Here is a 19,268-nt window from a genome sequence, read left to right as displayed (position 1 = left end):
CATCAACTACTAATGATTCTTCTTTTATTAAATTAACAGCAGCAATTCCAGATGGTAAAGCATTTGCAACTGCTTTTGGATTATACATAAATTGCCCCCATTGTCTATAAAAGGCACCATAGTTTGTATTTGCTTTTTGAAATAAATTAATCATGGCATTACCAACATTATAATTTGTTGTTCCCGCAGTTATGATTGCATGAGTAGAGGAGTTTAATGCTATTTTACTTAATATTGATTGATTGTCAGAATATTCACTGTCATCACTTGTAAAACTAATTTCTAACTCATTAGATGTAGTTATGTTAGGATCATTATTTAATGAAATTCCATTTGAATAATCAACTGTAACTACCCCGTTGGTAATGGTAAAAATACGTTTCCCTAATAGTTGATTTCCTCTTTTAACTACAAAATTAATTTTACCTGAATCTGTTGCCGAAAACACGCCATTTAAATTGGGTAAAATTAGTAACCCATTTCCTAGATTGCTTATATCTAATTTATTATAAATAGGACCACAAGGATATAGTTTGTATATATCATAATCTGCAATAGGATAGACGGTCTGATTTGTTGTAACACTTCCTTCTGGACCATTTTCACCTATTACCTGATCTATAGTGCTACAAATCATTTTAGGCTTCCATTCCATTACTTTCCAATTGGAATTTGATGTAGATACAACCTCAAAATAAAAAAAGGTTTGAGATAAATTTGTTAAACCCGCAATACTTTCATCTGTTACTACAATACTATTTAAATTGGATGTAGGCGATATTACTGTACTTATATTGGCAGGACACAACTGAGAGTATATTATTTGTTCGGTAGTAATTAAGTTGTTATTTGGATTACTACTACCACTCTCTTGATCTGCTTTAATAGTTTTTTTAATTATGCGATAAGTCACATGGTCTGTCGGAGTAACGGAGAAGTCATCCCATGATATATTAGCTGTTCCACTACTACCTGGAAATTGAATTGGTGTTTTTCCTGTCAAAACAAAACTATCTAAATAACTACTGCTAAAAGGAGTTAAACCATTTGCATCAGTAACGGTATTTAAATTTGAAGCCACGTACTGAATTTGAGGATTCCAATTAATAGGAGCATTACCATTAGTAATTGAATGCACTCTAAAATAAATACGTTCTCCTTTTTTAACATAAAGTGTATTACCATTTCCACAAGGCGAACTATCCTGAGTAATAGTTGTATAAACTATTGGATTATTTAAATTTAATGTTGTACCATATAATAAACACAAATCACTAGGTGTAGCGGTACAAGAGGTAGGATTGTAAGTTAATTTAGCATTAGTCTTAAAATTTTTTAAACTATTACTTTGTTTTGAATAACAATCAGGGTTTGTATTTCCAATTTCGATATTGTTAATTGTTATAGTTTGAATTAACGCAGGTGAATTAGTTATATGAATTCCAATGGAAACATTTGTATTAATATTTTCATTAAGATAATGAAAATCCTCGTCATAAGTAAAATTAATTGTGCAATTAGAACCTGGATAAAGATTTTCAACAGCAGCCTCACAAACATCAGGATGATTAATTAAATCATAAGTTCCTAGTAGTATATTGTTAACTTTTACAACAAAATTGTTTGTTGTACTAAAGCTGGTAATCTTTTTGGCAGCATCATTATAAGAAGAAGTTGAAATTACTCCAAAGCTAGAGGGATCCCATAATTCCGTACTTAACGCTAAAGTGTTAAAAACATTAAAAGAATTGAATTTTATATTTAATCCATAAACTTCAAAAAAATCATTAACAGTATTACTCTGATAAGGATTTCGGGAAACATACGAACTATTCGATATTCCAATTGTTGTATTGGGAGCTAGATTACTTCCTAACACAGTTTGTAACCAAGGGGTTATTTCATTTGAAAAATTTAAGTTTTGTATTGAATAGTTTGGATTTAAAGTTATCTGAGAATTACTTGGACACATGTTTGTCTGTGTACCATTGTTAATGAGTAAAATAATAATCTGTAGTAGGATTAGACACTACACCATTTATATTTAAGGATTTTATCCTTGCTGGATAAAATCCACAAGAACTATCTAATTTACTGCCTGTACTAAGTACATTGTATTCATACATTATGTTTGACATAGGATAAGACCATTCCACAAACTGCCCACAATAGATTCTATTGTTTGATTTATTCTTTTCAATAGTAACTATGGCTTCTTTACTTGTGTCGGTAAGCTCTATTGCATTATCTATTTGTATGGCTCCGTCTGCGGGTGCTTCCCAAACTTTAACAACATCAAAAGCAGGTAATGTTATATTCTCTTGATTGTATTCATCTGGTGTGTCAATCTCTTTTGGTCTTGCTGTAATTACTAAATTCTCAGTATTTTTACTATCTGGTATAAAAGTTGGATTTCCATTAGTATCTAATCGGTTAAAGAAGACGATTCCATTTTTTACAATATCCATCAACCCATCTCCATTACCATCTGTAAAATACATATCTGTTTCGGAGTTATTTTTTGATTTATCCCAACCTACAAATCCGCCTATTTTCTTAAGTCCAAAGGTCACTTGAAAATTGGTACTTCTAGAACGACCATAAGAATGATAAAAATTATCAATTCCAATAATAGGAGCATTAGGTTCAAATGAATGAGTGACTATAGGTTCATTATTTATACCATAAGTAACTGTTTTCTTGTGTTTTTTATAAAATAAACCATTACTACTTGTTTTAGTTACAATATCTTCCAATCCATCTCCATTAATATCAATCAAAGAAGTTAATCCCTCGCTTTTATCATTAGCCCAATTAAATTGTATTCCAAACGTAGTCATTTTAGTAAATCTATTACTTCCTATTCCAAGACCTATATAAAAACCAACGCTTTTCGACTTTGATTTGCTACTTCCTAATAAAGATCCTGTACTATTAAAAGAAGTCATATAACTAGAAATTAAAAAATCATCATTATACAAATAGCAAGGTTTATCTCCTTTATTAGTATCACTAAAATTTGGACTAAAAGAAAAATTATGACTTAAATTTTGAAAAAATTGAGTGTATTTCTTTCCTGAATTTGCAAACCCTCTCCCAATAGGGCATCCGTGATTGCTCGCTGGACCTGATTCGTTTGGACATAAGTCACAACTACCACGAACCCCATCACCATCAATATCAGCCATACTGTCACAATTAGAAGGGATATTATCATTACAAATGGTTTCTGTTGTATCGGTATTATAGTAAATATCAGTTCCATTTACAGTTATATCATTATAATAATCGAAAGTATGAGTATAAAAAATGGTATTATCTTTATCTAATTCCGAAACGGATTTTAGCTGTCCTTTTTGAAATTTTCCATATCCTATATCAAACGTATATTTTCTAATTGTTTCATTAGTATTGGCTTTTTTAACAATAATATCAGATAAGAAATAAGGTTCTACCTGTTTAATTCCCATTCTTCCATTAAACGAAACATCATTTCGTATTGTATTTTGAGTATTAAATTCAACAGAATAATTTCCATCTTGATCATTAAAACCAGTATATGTAATCTTTTGAATATTAAAAACTCTTCCATTATTTAAGTTGGAATTGTCTCCCACTTGATTCAATAGAATAATATTTGAATAATAATACTTAATATTATTTCCAAATACATCTTCACTCATAAAAAGACCCCAATTCACAATTTTCCCCTGATCATTTTTAATCACAGCATTGTCAACAACTCCATTTTTTCCACCATACCAGCTTATACCTCCATCTGTCGCTGTAACTTTCCAATAATAATCACTGGAATTATTTCCTAGTCTTTCTATTTTGGCAAAACCACCTTGTTTTCTAGGTGTAAAAATGGCTGATGTAATTCTTGGTCTAGGTGCAGTATTATATACATTTGTTGCTCCATCTACATCATAATGTCTATTAGGCATCCAATCACTTTCTCCAATTTTAGGGTACATTAACTGTTCACCCGCCATTGTGTACATTTCACTCTCATTAACAGCATCAAACAAAGGAACTCCCCATCGTGAATCAATAGTAATTGATGGAGTATTAATACCCCAACCTTGACCTAGCCATCCATTTCCACCTTCATTACTATATTGAATAGCCAATTGTGGTTGCATTCCTTTTCTTCCAGCTGGTATTTTAATAGGATAACTAACGTTCGCATCTCCTTTTTGAGATACTTCTGGCGGACTTATTAGTGTCATTTCAGAAGAAGGATCTGCTGCCTTAATGTCATTCATCATAGTAGAGGTAAATCCAGTTGTTTCTGGACTCTCTGGTGTTTGAATAATTCCGTTTATGTAATCTGTAAAATGATTAGTTAATGACTTTACAATTTTATCATGTTCAATTAAAGTGTCTTTTTTTACTGCAACCCAATTTTTCAAATTTGTATCAAAATAAAAGGAGCTAATATCTTGAGCAGTATAGCCTTCAGGAATTAATTTTTCATCATATTCAATAGCAATAGAAACTTCCTTTTTGAAATTTGTACCATCGGGTAAAAAACGATAACCGACACCTCCTTTGGTTACATTTATCATTCCTGAACTCATTGGAGCAATATCTACATTTCTAAGTTTTGTAATGGTAATTTGTTTATCGTTTTTTAAGGAATTTTGATTTATTTTAATGGAAGCACCATCTATTTGCAAATTTTCATTTCTATCTGCTTTACATAGTAAAGTGCTACTATTTGAAGCTATTTCTAACGGAAATATTTTATCTGCTTCTACTAAGTTGTCGATACTAATTATTTCTTGCCCTAAAAATATATCTCCATCCATCACTTTTAGTACAATGAAATTTTTATTCTTTATTAATTCCGATAACTCTACAAAGCCTTCAAATTCACCTTGTTTTATTGTGAGCAATTGATTTTCTGCATATACTTTTATATGATTGAAATTTGCATTTTTAACAAATCCCTTTATGTACATTTTATTGTCTTTTATAAAGTGTACATTTTGGTTTTCTACATGCAATAAAGATGAGATACTAGAATTTTTTTTATTTTCAAAAACAATTTTTAGGTTTTTTATCTGATATTGATAATTTGCTCCTTTAGGAATTGTAAATAATATTTTATTTGCCCCTTTATGAAGCCATTGTATGTCTATTTCTTCTTTTTGTGAAGTCCATCCATTTTGTTTTTTAATTAAATACCCTCCTGTTGCCCATCTATCATTTATACTTCTGGAAACTGCATTAATATCTTGTACTCCATTTAACTCATAAGTTAAGTAAGCATTAGTATTTGCAGGTAATTCTTGGTTTATGAAAAATTTAAAAAGATTATCATTTGGATCATCTAAAGGATTCTCCTTTGTTGAACCAATTATTCCCGAAACAATATCCGTTTTTATTTCAAAATGATTTAATATTTTTTTATCCCTGTATATTTTTACTATTCCATTATTTGTGGGAACAGTTGCTCCTGTTTTGATTTTTAAAACTGATTCTGATTCAGTTGTATTTGAAACTAAAGGGGAATCTTTTAAACTTGAACCTTTATATTCTCTTGAAGGAATAAGATTTAAGTAACCTTCTATAATATTTTGTGAAGGAGCAACAAAACTAGAATGTAGCATCGCTATTAATGCTACTCTATGTAGTACTGCATTTACACTATTTTTTATTCCCATATTTGAGTTATGATTTTTCATAAGTAAGAAAAATGATTTTATTTAATGATAAGTTTTGAAGTTTGGGTTTTACCGTCAATTGTAACGGAGACTAAAAAAGTTCCAGATGTTTGAATACTTTCAGTAACTACATTATCTTTTATAGAATTTAAATTGAGGTTTTTAATTAATTTTCCATTTATATCATGTATCATAATAGAAACATTTGAAAATTGCTTTAAATTAAAATGAATTTGGAAATTTTGTCCAGAATCTACTGGATTTGGAAATAATGTCCATCCTTCTTTTTTTGAACTTTCTATTACATCAAATGGCATTTCTTTACTACAACCTTTTTTATCAAAAACAACTAATTTGTAATTTCCAATTTTGTCGACTTTAATAGTAGCATCTGTAGATAGTAAGACGTTGTTAGAATACCACTTATAGGTTTCTATTTGTTCAGGTTTCTCAACTGTCGGGGTAATTTCTATGGGGGTATTTTCATCCATAAAATATTGACTAGCAATTTTTACTTCATTTTGTGAAAATGGATCTAATTTGATTTCACTTTTAAATACGTTTTTACTATCAGAAACCGTAATTATATAATCTCCAGACTCAAGATTATTTAATACAACATCATTATCATTGGAAATAATTTCTTTGTCTAATTTATTAGATTGAATCTTTATTTTATAAGGAGCCAGCCCTCCAACAATTTTTAAATCAATCTTTCCATCTGAATTTGAATTACAAGAAATAGCTGAACTTTTACTTATAACAAAAAAGTCAGTAGCTTTAATTAATGTAAACAATGAAGTGGAATTAGCTTTCCATTCTACTTTATCAAAAACTACTTTTTCATCATCGTTTATAGTCGCTGGATAAAATGTTGAAACAGAAAAATCTATTTTATCCGAAGAATTAGAATCTACGACTAACCACACTTTTTGATTCGTTTTGGGTTTTGTTGTGTTTTCTAAAGGCATCAAATTTTTATCAATAAAAATTTGTGTTGGCATTATTTTATTTGATTCAGAAGTAGTTTGAACTTTCCAAATCCTTTCCATCATGTTTAAATTTACTGAAGTTTTAGAATCTTCAATTTTATTTTTTTTACCATTATCTCCCCATAAAACATAAGTGTTATTTGAAATATCACTTAGATTTTCATTATTGCTTTTTTTAAGAGAGTTAAACGCTATGTAAATTCCATCATTTTCAGAATTACCCGATTGCTTTTGGTTTAATTCAAAATAATTATCCCTACCAATTCCTGTAATTCTATTTCCAAAAGAACTATTTTTCTTTAAATTCCATATTTTCTCTCCTTTTGAACTATAATAATTTTTCTCTGTAAGAGATATTCCATATTTAATAGATAAATAACTTTCTATCAAATTTCTTTCATATTGATTAACATTTCTTGGAATATAAATTAATTCAGACAATATGTTTTTTCCTTCTTTATCATTATATAAATCATCTTCAAATAGTAAATTCTGTTTTTTACTCGAAATAATAGAATTATCTGTATTTAGATAGCTTAAAATATAACCTTTTTTAACATCTCCTTTATTTAAAAGAATTTCATCTTGATTAATTATTCTTTTAGAAGAAATAAAAGTTTTATTTTTTCCTTTTTGTAATTGAATAAGATTTTGTTCTTCTTCATTTGAAGATTTATAAACTAAAAAAAGAGACATTTCATTTATACTACAATTCTTTATTTTCTTTGTAATAATACCAGAGGAGAAAGGAATAACTTTGTTAAAATTGAAAAACAAATTATTTTGACTGCTCTCATTTTTTGAATAGTCTGTGTTATTTTTAATCCATACAGTACTTTCATAGATGGTTTTATTTTCTTGTGAAAATAAAATTTGTGAAAATAAAATAGATAATAAACAGAATTTAAACGTTGATTTCATAGCTTTTATTTGTAATAATATTCTTAACTAAAAAACAGCAATATTACTAATTATTCTTAGTTAAACAACTAATCAATATTTGCTTTCTTATTTTCAATGATTAAAAAAATCCTACTCAAGAATTAATAAATAAAAATAGAGTAAGTGTCGAAAAATTTGTTTAATTCGAGTGTTGGGTTTGTTGTTATTTAGAATTATTGACTCCTAATTTATTGTTTTTATAAAAACTTTATTTTAATGTAACACACTCTACTATTAAAGTATTGTCTAAAAATATTATGGCATCATAAATACTAAATAACTAATTTCACATAGTGAATCAGATTATTAAATATAGAAATGATTTAAAAAATTAAGAACTCTTAGAATACATTGTCAAAAAAATAAAATGATGTACTTATGTTGTATTACTAAAATTTATTTTTATAAAATATCAATAAAATAAATACATCGCAAGCTTTGTATAGCTAAACTTGTGAAAGCATGTAAAAACAGTAATAAACTATTTTTTTCATTTTTAACAAGGTTATTTTTATTTTTTTTTGGCAAAACTACAATTAAAAATCAATATCAAACAATCACTAATTTTAGTTAGATTTCTTATAACTGAATTTGGTTAGAAGGTATTTCTTATCTAAGTTTTTTTAAGGTTTAATATTACTTTATTATAATATAGAAATTAATTAATAGGTATTTTGGTTGTAATCAATCGGTCTCATTTTGTGTTTATTTTTTTTCGTTCGCTATTCCAGTCAGTCGTATCAATTGTTATCTGCATTCCTTACATTCTACAGGTACTTAGTAAGTAAAATTGAGAATATTTATAGCAATCGTTAAAGAAGTCGTTAAAGAGAAATAATTAATTTGGTAGAATTTAAAAGAAATTCAAACAAAAAACGAAAATAAATTTAATAATCACGAATACCAAAAAACAATAAAAAGTATAAGTAAATACTTAATTTGATTAGGTTTAGAGTTTTCGTATGTTTGTTTTTATAAAAATCTATATTATGACAAGTTACGAGTTAGGAAGCAGTTTTGAAATTACCACTAAAGATTTTTTTATTTGGTTATTTGAAAAATTGGAATTGACTGTTGTAAAAGATAGAGTCCAATTTTCAGGAACTCAAGATGGTTTTGATATTTTGATTGTAGTTTCAAAAAATTATGTTGAACAACGAATTTATATTGAATGTAAAAACTATAGTTCTGATTTAGACATTGGAAACATAATAAAAAAGGCCTGGGATTTAGAAAAGAATCAAAATCTTGATGAAAACGATTTGTTCATTGCAATCAACCCAAAATCAAACTTTAAAAATCAAGATAATTCTGAAAAATCTGTTCCAATTTTAGATGAGAAATTTAAATTTAGAAATTGTTTACTAGATGTGTCAAATGGTATTAAAAGATTATTTGCATTAAATAATACTTTTTACGAAAAAGTATATGGAAATAATGTAGATTTTGAAATTAACGAAGAAAAAGAAATAGACAGATTTAAAAATATTATTTTTTCCAAAAAACCTTTCAAAAAAGTTATTATTTCTAGTACAGATAAAGAAAAATTCATTGGTAATCTTACTATAAATGATGATTATGTAAATAGATCATTTTCTGAAGATTTAGATACTACTTTTAGATTTTCATTTTATGACAAAGTCGAAAGTTTAACCTTAAACAAAATTCTTGAGACCAATGACAACATATTTATTTTAGGAAATCCTGGTAATGGGAAAAGTACTGAATTAAAGAAAATGGCACTTTCAATTTGGAAAGAAGGTGAAGTTGAGGATCCCATTCCAATTTTTAAAAACTTAAGAAATTTCACTATTACAGATGATGTGTCAAGTTATTTACCAAAAGGTTGGGAGGAATTGAATAATATTCTTTTCATATTAGACGGTATTGATGAAATATCCGACATAGAAAATTTCAAGTCTAAATTAGAAAGTTTTATAACTAGTAATACTAACAAAACTAAAAAGCACAAATTTATAATTAGTTGCAGAACTAATGTTTATGAAAGTATTGCCAAAGGCATCTCTGGTTTTAAAGTGTTTTATTTAAAAGACCTTACTCAATTTGAAAGTTTAGAATTATTAAAAAAGAAATGTGGCAATATTATCGATACTATAGGTTATCAAGATATGCTATTAGATTTTTTAAAAACACCATTTCATATCGAAATAGTTGCAGATTTTATAAATAAAAAACAAACTTTACCTAAGAATACTGCCGATTTGTGGAAAACATATATCACTAATAGGCTAACTATTGATGAGAACGATAAATTAAAAAAAATCACATTAAACATTGCCTTAATTGAGGAGTATTCTAAAAAGACTTCGGTTATAAATGAATTTATGAAAACGAATACATTTGAGGAAAATAATCTTTTCAAAATACTCAATAAAAATTCATATAATTTTAAAGAATTTAAAAAAAATCCATTAATTGAGTTACAAAAAAACACTAAAGTTTGGAATTTTGAACATCGAAACATTCAGGAATATTTTGCCGCAATTGCAATTTCAGAAATGGATTTTGTCAAAATTATAGATTTTATTCAAATTCAAAATACGTTAAAAACGCACCCTTCATTATTTAACACTATTACATTTTTGATAAATATTTTAGATGGGGATAAATCTCAAGAATTAATTAGTTGGCTAATTGTTAATGAACCTGAATTATTATTTAAAGCTGATTCTGATAGAATTACAGAAGAAGTTAAGATAAAATTATTTCAACAATATTTCAATTCAGAATGTATTGAAAAAACCTTTTGGATTGGTACCAACAAAACCTTTTCGGTTAAAGAAATTGCAGATTTTGGAAATTGCGAAGCAAATTTCAATTATTTAATAGATTTTATAAATACCAACAAACAATTGAGAGTTGTTGTTTCTGCATTAGAATTATTAAGTTTTTTTACTATTCCTGTCAATAAAATAGTAAGTGTCAAATCTAATTTTATTGATTTATTAAAAGATGCCGATACCAATGTAAGTATCAAATCACATATTATTGAATGTATTCATGCACAAAATCTTGCTAAAGAAGATAAAAAATACTTTAATGAAATATTTGAAATATTTAAAACAGAAACAAACAAAGAATTAAATAAAGCGTTGTTGTTACTCATTGATAAAACTGCTGTTGATGAAATGTTTTGGTTCATCAAAGCAGAGTTTTTAAGAGAAAATAATTTAGAAAAAAGAGAAGTTATTGATGATGTTCATCGTGGTACAAGTTGGGTTTTAAATGAAATGATTTTAAATTTAAAATTATCGGATAATTTTATTAAAATTATATTTTATTATTTAATTGAAGACATAAACAGAAATTTAGATAAGACACAATTAGAACATATTTTGAACAAATTTATTTTATTTGATGAAAACGAAGATGATTTTATGATTCGATTTATGAATAAGTTAGATTTGAAAATAAAATATAGACATCAAGACATGAGTTTGCTACAAGATTTTATTTCAAAAAGCAAACTCAAGTCACAAGTTTATGCCTTTAGTTATATATTGAACACGAATCTTTTTTCAGAAATTAATTATTTTCTTTCCTCTATTTCAAATTTTGATACAATACAACTAATCGTAGAGAAATATAAAAAAGGTGAAATAGACAAAGACGAAGAAATTGAATATTTTAGAAATAGGTTGAATAATACTCAAAACAGAACATTAGGTAAGGAATTTCATGACTTAATGATTAATCAAGGTTTTTCGTTCAAAGAGGAATGTTGGACGGACGAAAAACTTGAATTTGAAGTTTCAAAACATAAAAATAAAACGCAAAATAATTTTGATTTATTTTTTGATAAAAAGGAATTATTAAAAGAAATCAAAATTGTTTTTGATGAAAACGGAGATATTATTGATGAAAGAATGATTCGTGAAATTGAAAACAAATGGTATGAAACAAATGGTTACTGGAATACTACAATTGATACATCATTGAGTTTTTTGACAAGATTAATTTATGATAATGGGAAATCATTAAGTTTTCTAGAGGTTGAAGATATTTTAGAAGAAGACTTAATTATTTTCAAAAAAATAAAAATGTTAATTGATGGTAATAAAAAATCAAATAATTATTTTGTTGTTAGTGAATCTCAAAAACAAACAATAACAAATTGGAGTATAAAAACAGCTCAAACACTAGATTTTAAAAATATTCTCTATTTACACGAGGATGGAGGTTTTTCAATGCTTCACGATTATGATGTTTTAAAACTAATTTTATTTTTTCAAAACGAATTTGATTTTATATTGCCTCAAGAATTCCTGTTGAATACGATTGAATTTTTTGAAGTCGAAAAAAGTCATCAAATAAATGAAAATTTCGAAAAATTAATAACTAGAATTGCTGATCAAAAATTAGTTAACGAGAGAATTATTAAAAATCTCAAAGAAGCTACTCTTTTTTCATTTTCCTTATCAAAGCATGTTGAGTATGCTTTAAATGAAAATTTGATTGAAGTTTTACCCGAAATTAGGAACTATTTTCTACACAAAAGCTCTGGTTATGTGATAGAGAAAAAACTAGAAAAATATATTCAATTGTGTAATAATAACACAGATATTTTAAAAGAACTTAGTGTAGATGTAAAAGAACATAAAAGTTCGATTGCGATTGGTTTATTAATGAATATGGGAGTAGAAAAAGAGTATTGTATATCGAAAGCAATAGAATGTCTTGGAACAGAAAATCAAAATAATTATAACTTTAAATCCGATGCCATATCAATTTTATTTCAATTAGATCAAAAAAGTGCTGTTGAATATCATTATAATATGCTTGAAAGCGATTTTGAAAATTCATTAAAAAATAATTGCTACACCAACTACAAAGAAATTGAAGATTATGGTGTTTTAGAGAAATTATTTCGTCAAGCATATAACTCTAGTAATTCAAAAAGGAGAATATACAGCATTGCAACTTCCTTTTTAACTACTTACGTTTCTAACTTATCAAAAGAAGATGAAAGTTATGAAAAAGTTGAAAGAGTATTGAAAAAATTAAAAGATGAATTAGAAATTGAAAAAAATGATTCCAATATATTTTTTATTAATTTGCTAATCGAAAGTTCTAACAATAGTTATATCAATTCAAAATCAAAAGCATTAGATTTTAATGAGGCACTCAAAAAAGTGGAGTCTTTACTAGAATAAAATGTTTGCTTATGACATTTATTAAAATAATAGATTTAATTATTGGATATGCAAACAAAAATTATAGTTTAAGTTAAGTGACATTTTTGTAAATATAAGGTAGTTCTGAAATCACAATTTTTATTATAAAATTATGTTTTATATTGGTTTGTAAATCACTTTGTGATAAACAATATTTTGAGTTTGCATATCGTAAAATGCGCTATAGCCTAATTTAAGGGGAGCATTTTTTACAAGATGAAATCTTTTATTCTGCTTTATTATATTCATTACATCTTTTTTTGTAGCAGGTTTATTTTCTTCATTGGTTAATAAAGAAGTTATCAGATTTACAGCCACTGTTCCCGCCACTGCGCCCACAGTTGCATTGGCAACACCAGCCATACTCATTTTTTCAATTTTGAGCGGTTTGGCTTTTTCAATCTCTTTTTGAGGTATTGATAAGCCCATTTCTTTTTTACGGTTGAAAGAATTCACACGACAACTATTGCTACAAAAGCGTTGTTTAAAACGTCTTTTAGGTTGGTATTCTTTGCCACAATAGTGGCAGGTGTATAAAAATGTATCCATTTTGAGTTAAGTTAACGTTAGACTAACGATTAAAATTGGTGATTTTAATATTTGCCAGTTTATTATTTTGAGAGAGATAATTGATTAAAGACAAAAAATTGCAATGGTTACAATTGCAATTTTTTGTCAAAGTTTAAAAAAATTAAACATTTGATTTATTATTCGTTCAAATGTTTGACAGCTTCCAAAACCTCATTTTTTTTGTAATACACCCTATTACCCAATCCTAAACTTTTAAGTTTGCCAGATTTGGTGTGTTTCCACAACGTAGTTTTGTTTATAGATAACAATTTACAAACCTGTTCACGAGTTAATAATTCATTTTCAGGTTGCAATTGTGGTTGCTGAGCTTGTTGGAGTTTCAATAATGGAGCGAGTGCTTCGGCTAACTGTTCAAGAGTAATCCCGTTTAATAAAATCTGATTCATTGTAATTCATTTAAAGTGAATTGCAATGATATTTAGCCATTAGGGAGGCGAAAAAGGGTTGTAATAGGTATTAATTAGGTATTATTTAGAATAAATGTATCTATTAAACCGTTTTACGAAAATCCTGTTCAAAACCATTTAAAATTGGAATTACTTTATCAGTATATTCATACTCTGCTTTTCCAAATTTTGTTAATTGAACATCAAAATTTAATTGAATAAAATCTTTATATAAATCTATAGTAAATCCAAAAGCATACTTGTTTTTGTCGACATCATTTTTAAGAAAATAAAAGATATTGATAAATTTTATTTTGCCATTTTTCTCGTAATTCGCAACTAAATAATGAAACAAATTAAAACAATTTTCATTCCAATGGTTTCTATTGAAAGTAGGTTTAGAAACTGTTTTTAAATCTACTGTTTTAGTTTTTGGCGTTATTATATTTTCATTTTCGATAAAAGAGGTTTCGTTTTTGGGATATGATTCTAAAAACAGTTTTTTATAAATAGGATAATCTTCTAAATCTAAATTTTTATGTTCTCTAATTTCAAATTCATCAAATTCATTTTTTTTATAAATCCTTTCCAATAATCTGAAATTATTAGACACTAGCCTTGAAATTTCCTTCAACACTTCCAGTAGTGCAACTTCTTTAATAAACAATGTATAATTGTAATTTTTTGAAAATTCCGAAAGATCTAACGTGTCAAAATCAGTTTTTATTTCATTAGAAAAAATTTCGTGTACTTGGTTAGTCTCATAAACACGGTAACGATTGTCAAAAATCCTATACAGTTCTTTTAAACTTTCATTTTTAGATATAAAACATTTATTTACGGAATAATCATTCAAATAACGGGTTACCTCATTAATTGTATTTGAAGCTATTCTGTTTTGACTTTGTCTTTTTATTAGAAACTGTTTTATCAGAAATTCTGCTTTATCGTAATATTTAGAATAAAAATCTTGATATATTTTTTCGTAATCCATTTTCAATGTTTTGATTATTTAAATTTTATCTAATTGGCAGTATTTTTAATAACTTCCATAACAGGCGTTTTATCTTTAGGAGCTAACTTACTGAAATATTCTAACATTTGATACGCATTGTCATAAGTGGTTTTTCCAATATAATTCAAAAACATTCTTTCCGTTCCGTGTGCTGTAATATTCATTAATATAGGTGTTGGTATGCGCCCATAAAAATTGGTTGCAAACGACCGACGACAAACATGACTGGTAATCACTTCGTATTTAGGATATATATCTTTAACCGTTGGACTGTTTGCTTTTAGTTTTCTGCGTCCTGCTGTTGGTGCGTTAAGCCCAGCCTCTTTGCAAATATCTTTAATGTACTCATTAAAACGAGGTAAAGATATTTTATAAGGCATTCCATTTTCTATAATTTCCAATGCTTCGGGAAGCAATGGTATAGCAACGAGTTTTCCTGTTTTTTGTTGTTTGAGTTCGATTATTTTAGCATTTCCTAATTTTTTTATATTTTTTTCTGAAATATCTAATAAATCCCCACCACGTTGTCCAACCAAGCAACCCAATAACAACCACTTTCGAGCATTTATAAGAGCCTCCCTAATTAAAGTAGTGTTTTTGATCAGTTCCTGTTCGTCTTCGGATAAATAAATCACATTTTCAGGCGCATTATTCTCCGAAATACTTTTGATATTTTTTAATTGAGTAGAAGTTTCAATATCGTTTTTATAAGCATCATTACAAATGACTTTGATGTTATCGATATTTTTACCAACATAGTTAACCGCATAACCTTGATCGAAAAGCCATGTTTTGTATTTCTCGACAAATTGCAGGTTTATATTTTTGATTAAGATACTTTTTCCGTTAAATATTTCCGTCTCATAACGTAAGATAGTATTTTTAAAGAGCTTTAAATTTCCAATACGACCAGAGCTTAATCCAATTTCTTTTTTTTGATTGGTTTTATAAGGAGCTTCGGCAATGTATTTGTCAATATAGTTAGTTAAAATATCGAGTTCAACAATGGCAATCTTATTGTTAAAAACATCAATTTGCAATTGCAACCAATCGCCAGTAAATTCTATACCTTTACTTATACCCTCATTATGTGCATCATTTATAAACGTAGCTAATTTATCAAGTTTTGATTTTATTATTTTTAAATCCTCTCTTCCCATTTTTGGTTGGGCTTTATCAATGCTCCAATCTTTAGCACTAATAATAAAACCAGTTTTGCGTTTTAAAACGGTGGCTCTATTTATAGAATAACGAACATAGATGTTTGAAGTATCGCTTTTGCTTTGCAGTAAAAATTTTATCTTTGCCATTGTATTTTGATTTTAAAATCAAAAACAAATATAATGCCATTAGTCAACATTTAGTCAACGAAATGCAAATTTAATCGAATTTTAACAAATCTAAATAAATGATTAAATCTGTTAAGTATTGTAAATAAAGATATTTAGTATTTTTAAGATTTATGTAAATACATGGGTTTTGTCCCCTCATCGCCCACAAAAAAATTCTATATTTAGAGTTATTTACAAAAGGTTTTAGTCAAAATTTATTCAACGAAAGCTGTATAATGAAGATTAAAACCTTTTTTTTATATACATATCTCAATAGTTCTAAAAATTGATTAATCCTAAAAGGTGAAACAAGTGAAAATTAATTATAAGCATTTTTATATTTATTTCTTGTTCTAAAAATAAAAAACTCCGCCATTATTAATAATGTACGGAGTTTTTAATAAACAAACCAACCTAACCAAATTTATATGTAACCAGCACATAAATTATCTTCTATTCTCGTCTTCTTTTTTGTCGTTAACTGAATTTTCTATTTTTGTTTTAGTTCCATCAGCTTTGTAATAGTAGTAATCATCAGGATTATTTGCGTTGTCGTTATAATCATTGTTTTGATAATTATTATGATCTTGACTATTTCCATGATTGCTTCCGCTATAATATGAAGAAGAATAACCTTTTACAGTTCCAAAAATATCTATGATTTGACCTCTTCTGTTGTAAATAATTCTTAAACCACCTACTTGAGTAAGTGCAAAATTGTTATATTTCATATAAACTGAACCAATTCTACTTACACGATCATTATAATCGTAATTAATAAAAGTGTTTCCAATTCTTCTTACTCTACCAAAAGCATCTTGCTCGATACGAACTCCGTAATTTTCAGGTCTTCTATTTACTTCGTTTCCTGCTCTTTTTCCAGCAGTTTTGTAGTAATAATCACCTTGTGAATCTTGTGGTCTGGTGTTAAAATCGAATTCACCATTTGGGAATACATAAAAACCGATACCACGTTCTGTAAAGGCTATTGGCTCATCAAAATTGAATCTTGCAATTGTTGTGTTATCAGAAAATACAGGGTTTTCTGACGCATTCGCCATACTTCCTACCAGGAAGATGCTGGCTACTAAAAGAGTAATTTTTTTCATGATATAATAATTTTAATAGTTTTTTGCTTACTCTTACGATTTTTAGCTTTCTCGAACAATAAAATAATTACTGTTATAATAGCTCATTCAATATGCGTGCCAAAAATTAAAAATACCTTGTATTTATTATTTGGTTTTCTTTAAATATCTGATAGTTAAACTGTTAAATCGAAGGTGTTGTTTTATTTTTTATTTACATTTTTTTATATATTTGCTAAACCAAAAACCTACTTATTATTATGAAAGCAATTACGCAGCGATTTTTAATTATTTTTTTATTTACCATAAATGGTCTTTTTGCACAAACTTTCAAACAAGCTTATGCTGATATTGCCAACCAAGTTTCTCAAACTAATGTTACGAATAATTTAACTGAATATGAAAATTTAGGAGTAAAATCTAGAGGATCAGCAGCATTAGCTAATACATTAACTTGGTTAAAAGATAAATACACGAGCTACGGATATACAGCAAGTCAAATAGTTGAAGATCCTTATACTTATTCTGGTTCTACAGCAACAGTAAAAAATTTAGTGGTTACAAAAATTGGAACACTTTATCCAAATACTTATGTTATTGTATGCGGACATTATGATTCTTACAATATAAGCAATACAGGATCTAAAGGAACAAATGATAATGGAAGTGGTTTGGCAAGTATATTAGAAGTTGCTCGTTTGTTACAGAATGTGCCTACAGAATATTCTATCAAATTTATAAATTTTACTGGAGAAGAAGAAGGTTTGTATGGTAGCCAACATTTTGTGTCTTCAGTAGTAAATGGAACAACTCCAAAAATGAATATTAAATTAGTTTTTAATATTGATGAAGTGGGAGGTGTTGCAGGAATGACTAATAATACCATCACTTGCGAACGTGATACAAATGGCTCGCCGTCAACTAACAATGCAGCTTCAAATACAATTACTAATGAGTTGATAACTTGTGTAGGATTATATTCTCCATTACAAACATTTTTGAATTATGCGTATGCTTCAGACTATATGCCGTTTCAAGCTAATAATGAGATAATTACAGGTTTTTTTGAAACCAACGAAACAACTCACAAACATACTGCCACGGATTTATTAATATATATGGATCCTGTTTATAACTATAAAGTTGCTAAAGCAGCTACTGGTGCAATGTTACATTTTGCTGTTGCAAGTACTGCATTGTCTAATCAAGAGTTTAATTCAGACTTTCAAGTTAGTTTTTTTCCAAATCCTACTAAAGATTTTATTAATATAAATTTAGGAATATTAGCAGAAAAAGAATATAAATTTTCTTTAATAGATATAAATGGTAAAGTAGTTCTAGAAAAAATAATTACAAATCCTAATCAGATCGAAAAGATGAGTATTAGTAGTCTTACTAAAGGACTTTATTTAGCTACTCTAAATGCTGGCGAAAAGAAAATAACCAAGAAAATAGTGATAGAATAATCACAAAAAAAACACAAATTTCACTAATTATCACAAATTCTAGTTCGTGATAATTAGTGAAATTCGTGTTTAAAAAAACTATAATTTTTCCTTCAAATATTTTCCAGTAATCGATTTTTTGTTTTTTGCAATTTCTTCTGGAGTTCCTATGGCTAGAATTTGCCCTCCGTTTTCACCACCTTCAGGACCCAAATCTATAACCCAGTCTGCACATTTTATCATATCCAGATTGTGCTCTATAACAATAATAGAATGACCTTTTTCGATTAACGCATTAAACGATTTGAGTAATTTCTGAATATCATGAAAATGCAATCCCGTTGTTGGTTCATCAAAAACAAACAAAGCTTTTTCTTTAGTTGCTCCTTTTACTAAAAAAGTAGCGAGTTTTATACGTTGTGCTTCGCCACCCGAAAGTGTCGATGAGGATTGCCCTAATTGTACATAACCCAATCCAACATCTTGTAGAGGTTGTAGTTTTTGATGAATTTTAGTTTGTTTAGCATCAATAAAAAAGGTTAACGCATCGTCGATAGTCATGGTTAAAATATCATCGATATTTTTTCCCTCAAAAGTGACTTCGAGCACTT

10 protein-coding genes and 1 pseudogene are annotated in these 19,268 nt (G+C 27.5%); 2 read left to right on the top strand and 9 right to left on the bottom strand.

Annotated elements, in window-relative coordinates:
- From ABI549_RS10195 to ABI549_RS10185, 3 genes are all read right to left on the bottom strand, one after another.
- A partial coding sequence (locus tag ABI549_RS10195; RefSeq protein WP_348076350.1) for a hypothetical protein occupies positions 1–1,972 on the bottom strand: 1,972 nt, incomplete at its 3' end.
- Positions 1,973–1,991: 19 nt separating this feature from the next.
- Positions 1,992–5,693 (bottom strand): SpvB/TcaC N-terminal domain-containing protein, encoded by a 3,702-nt coding sequence (locus ABI549_RS10190; protein ID WP_348076349.1) that lies wholly within the window; start codon positions 5,691–5,693, stop codon positions 1,992–1,994.
- A 17-nt stretch (positions 5,694–5,710) separates the two neighbouring features.
- Entirely contained in the window at positions 5,711–7,585 is a 1,875-nt protein-coding gene (locus ABI549_RS10185; protein ID WP_348076348.1) for a T9SS type A sorting domain-containing protein, read from the bottom strand.
- A gap of 1,010 nt (positions 7,586–8,595) precedes the next feature.
- Here ABI549_RS10185 and ABI549_RS10180 point away from each other — a divergent pair.
- On the top strand, positions 8,596–12,780 hold the full coding sequence (locus tag ABI549_RS10180) for a hypothetical protein (RefSeq protein ID WP_348076347.1): 4,185 nt from the start codon (positions 8,596–8,598) through the stop codon (positions 12,778–12,780).
- Positions 12,781–12,918: 138 nt separating this feature from the next.
- On the opposite strand, the gene ABI549_RS10175 is transcribed toward ABI549_RS10180, so the two are convergent.
- From ABI549_RS10175 to ABI549_RS10155, 5 genes are all read right to left on the bottom strand, one after another.
- The gene (locus ABI549_RS10175) at positions 12,919–13,350 is read right to left on the bottom strand and encodes a hypothetical protein (protein WP_348076346.1); all 432 of its coding nucleotides are present in this window, start codon (positions 13,348–13,350) and stop codon (positions 12,919–12,921) included.
- Positions 13,351–13,508: 158 nt separating this feature from the next.
- On the bottom strand, positions 13,509–13,778 hold the full coding sequence (locus ABI549_RS10170; protein WP_348076345.1) for a helix-turn-helix domain-containing protein: 270 nt from the start codon (positions 13,776–13,778) through the stop codon (positions 13,509–13,511).
- Between the two features lie 103 nt (positions 13,779–13,881).
- Entirely contained in the window at positions 13,882–14,772 is an 891-nt protein-coding gene (locus tag ABI549_RS10165) for a hypothetical protein (protein WP_348076344.1), read from the bottom strand.
- Positions 14,773–14,801: 29 nt separating this feature from the next.
- Positions 14,802–16,103 carry a phage integrase SAM-like domain-containing protein gene (locus ABI549_RS10160; RefSeq protein WP_348076343.1) on the bottom strand — a complete coding sequence of 434 codons (1,302 nt, stop codon included), beginning with the start codon at positions 16,101–16,103 and terminating at the stop codon, positions 14,802–14,804.
- A 467-nt stretch (positions 16,104–16,570) separates the two neighbouring features.
- Positions 16,571–17,233, bottom strand: coding sequence for a hypothetical protein (locus ABI549_RS10155; protein ID WP_348076342.1), 663 nt, complete (start codon positions 17,231–17,233; stop codon positions 16,571–16,573).
- 239 nt (positions 17,234–17,472) lie between these two features.
- On the opposite strand from ABI549_RS10155, the gene ABI549_RS10150 reads away from it, so the two are divergent.
- Positions 17,473–18,678 carry a M28 family peptidase gene (locus ABI549_RS10150; RefSeq protein ID WP_348076341.1) on the top strand — a complete coding sequence of 402 codons (1,206 nt, stop codon included), beginning with the start codon at positions 17,473–17,475 and terminating at the stop codon, positions 18,676–18,678.
- A 78-nt stretch (positions 18,679–18,756) separates the two neighbouring features.
- Here the strand turns inward: ABI549_RS10150 and ABI549_RS10145 are convergent.
- Positions 18,757–19,268 (bottom strand): annotated as a pseudogene (locus ABI549_RS10145) (excinuclease ABC subunit A); the annotation flags it as partial.

It is taken from the genome of Flavobacterium sp., assembly GCF_039932285.1.
GTDB lineage: Bacteria > Bacteroidota > Bacteroidia > Flavobacteriales > Flavobacteriaceae > Flavobacterium.
Note: the sequence above shows the minus strand (reverse complement) of the source record. Positions and strands in the feature narration are given on the sequence as shown.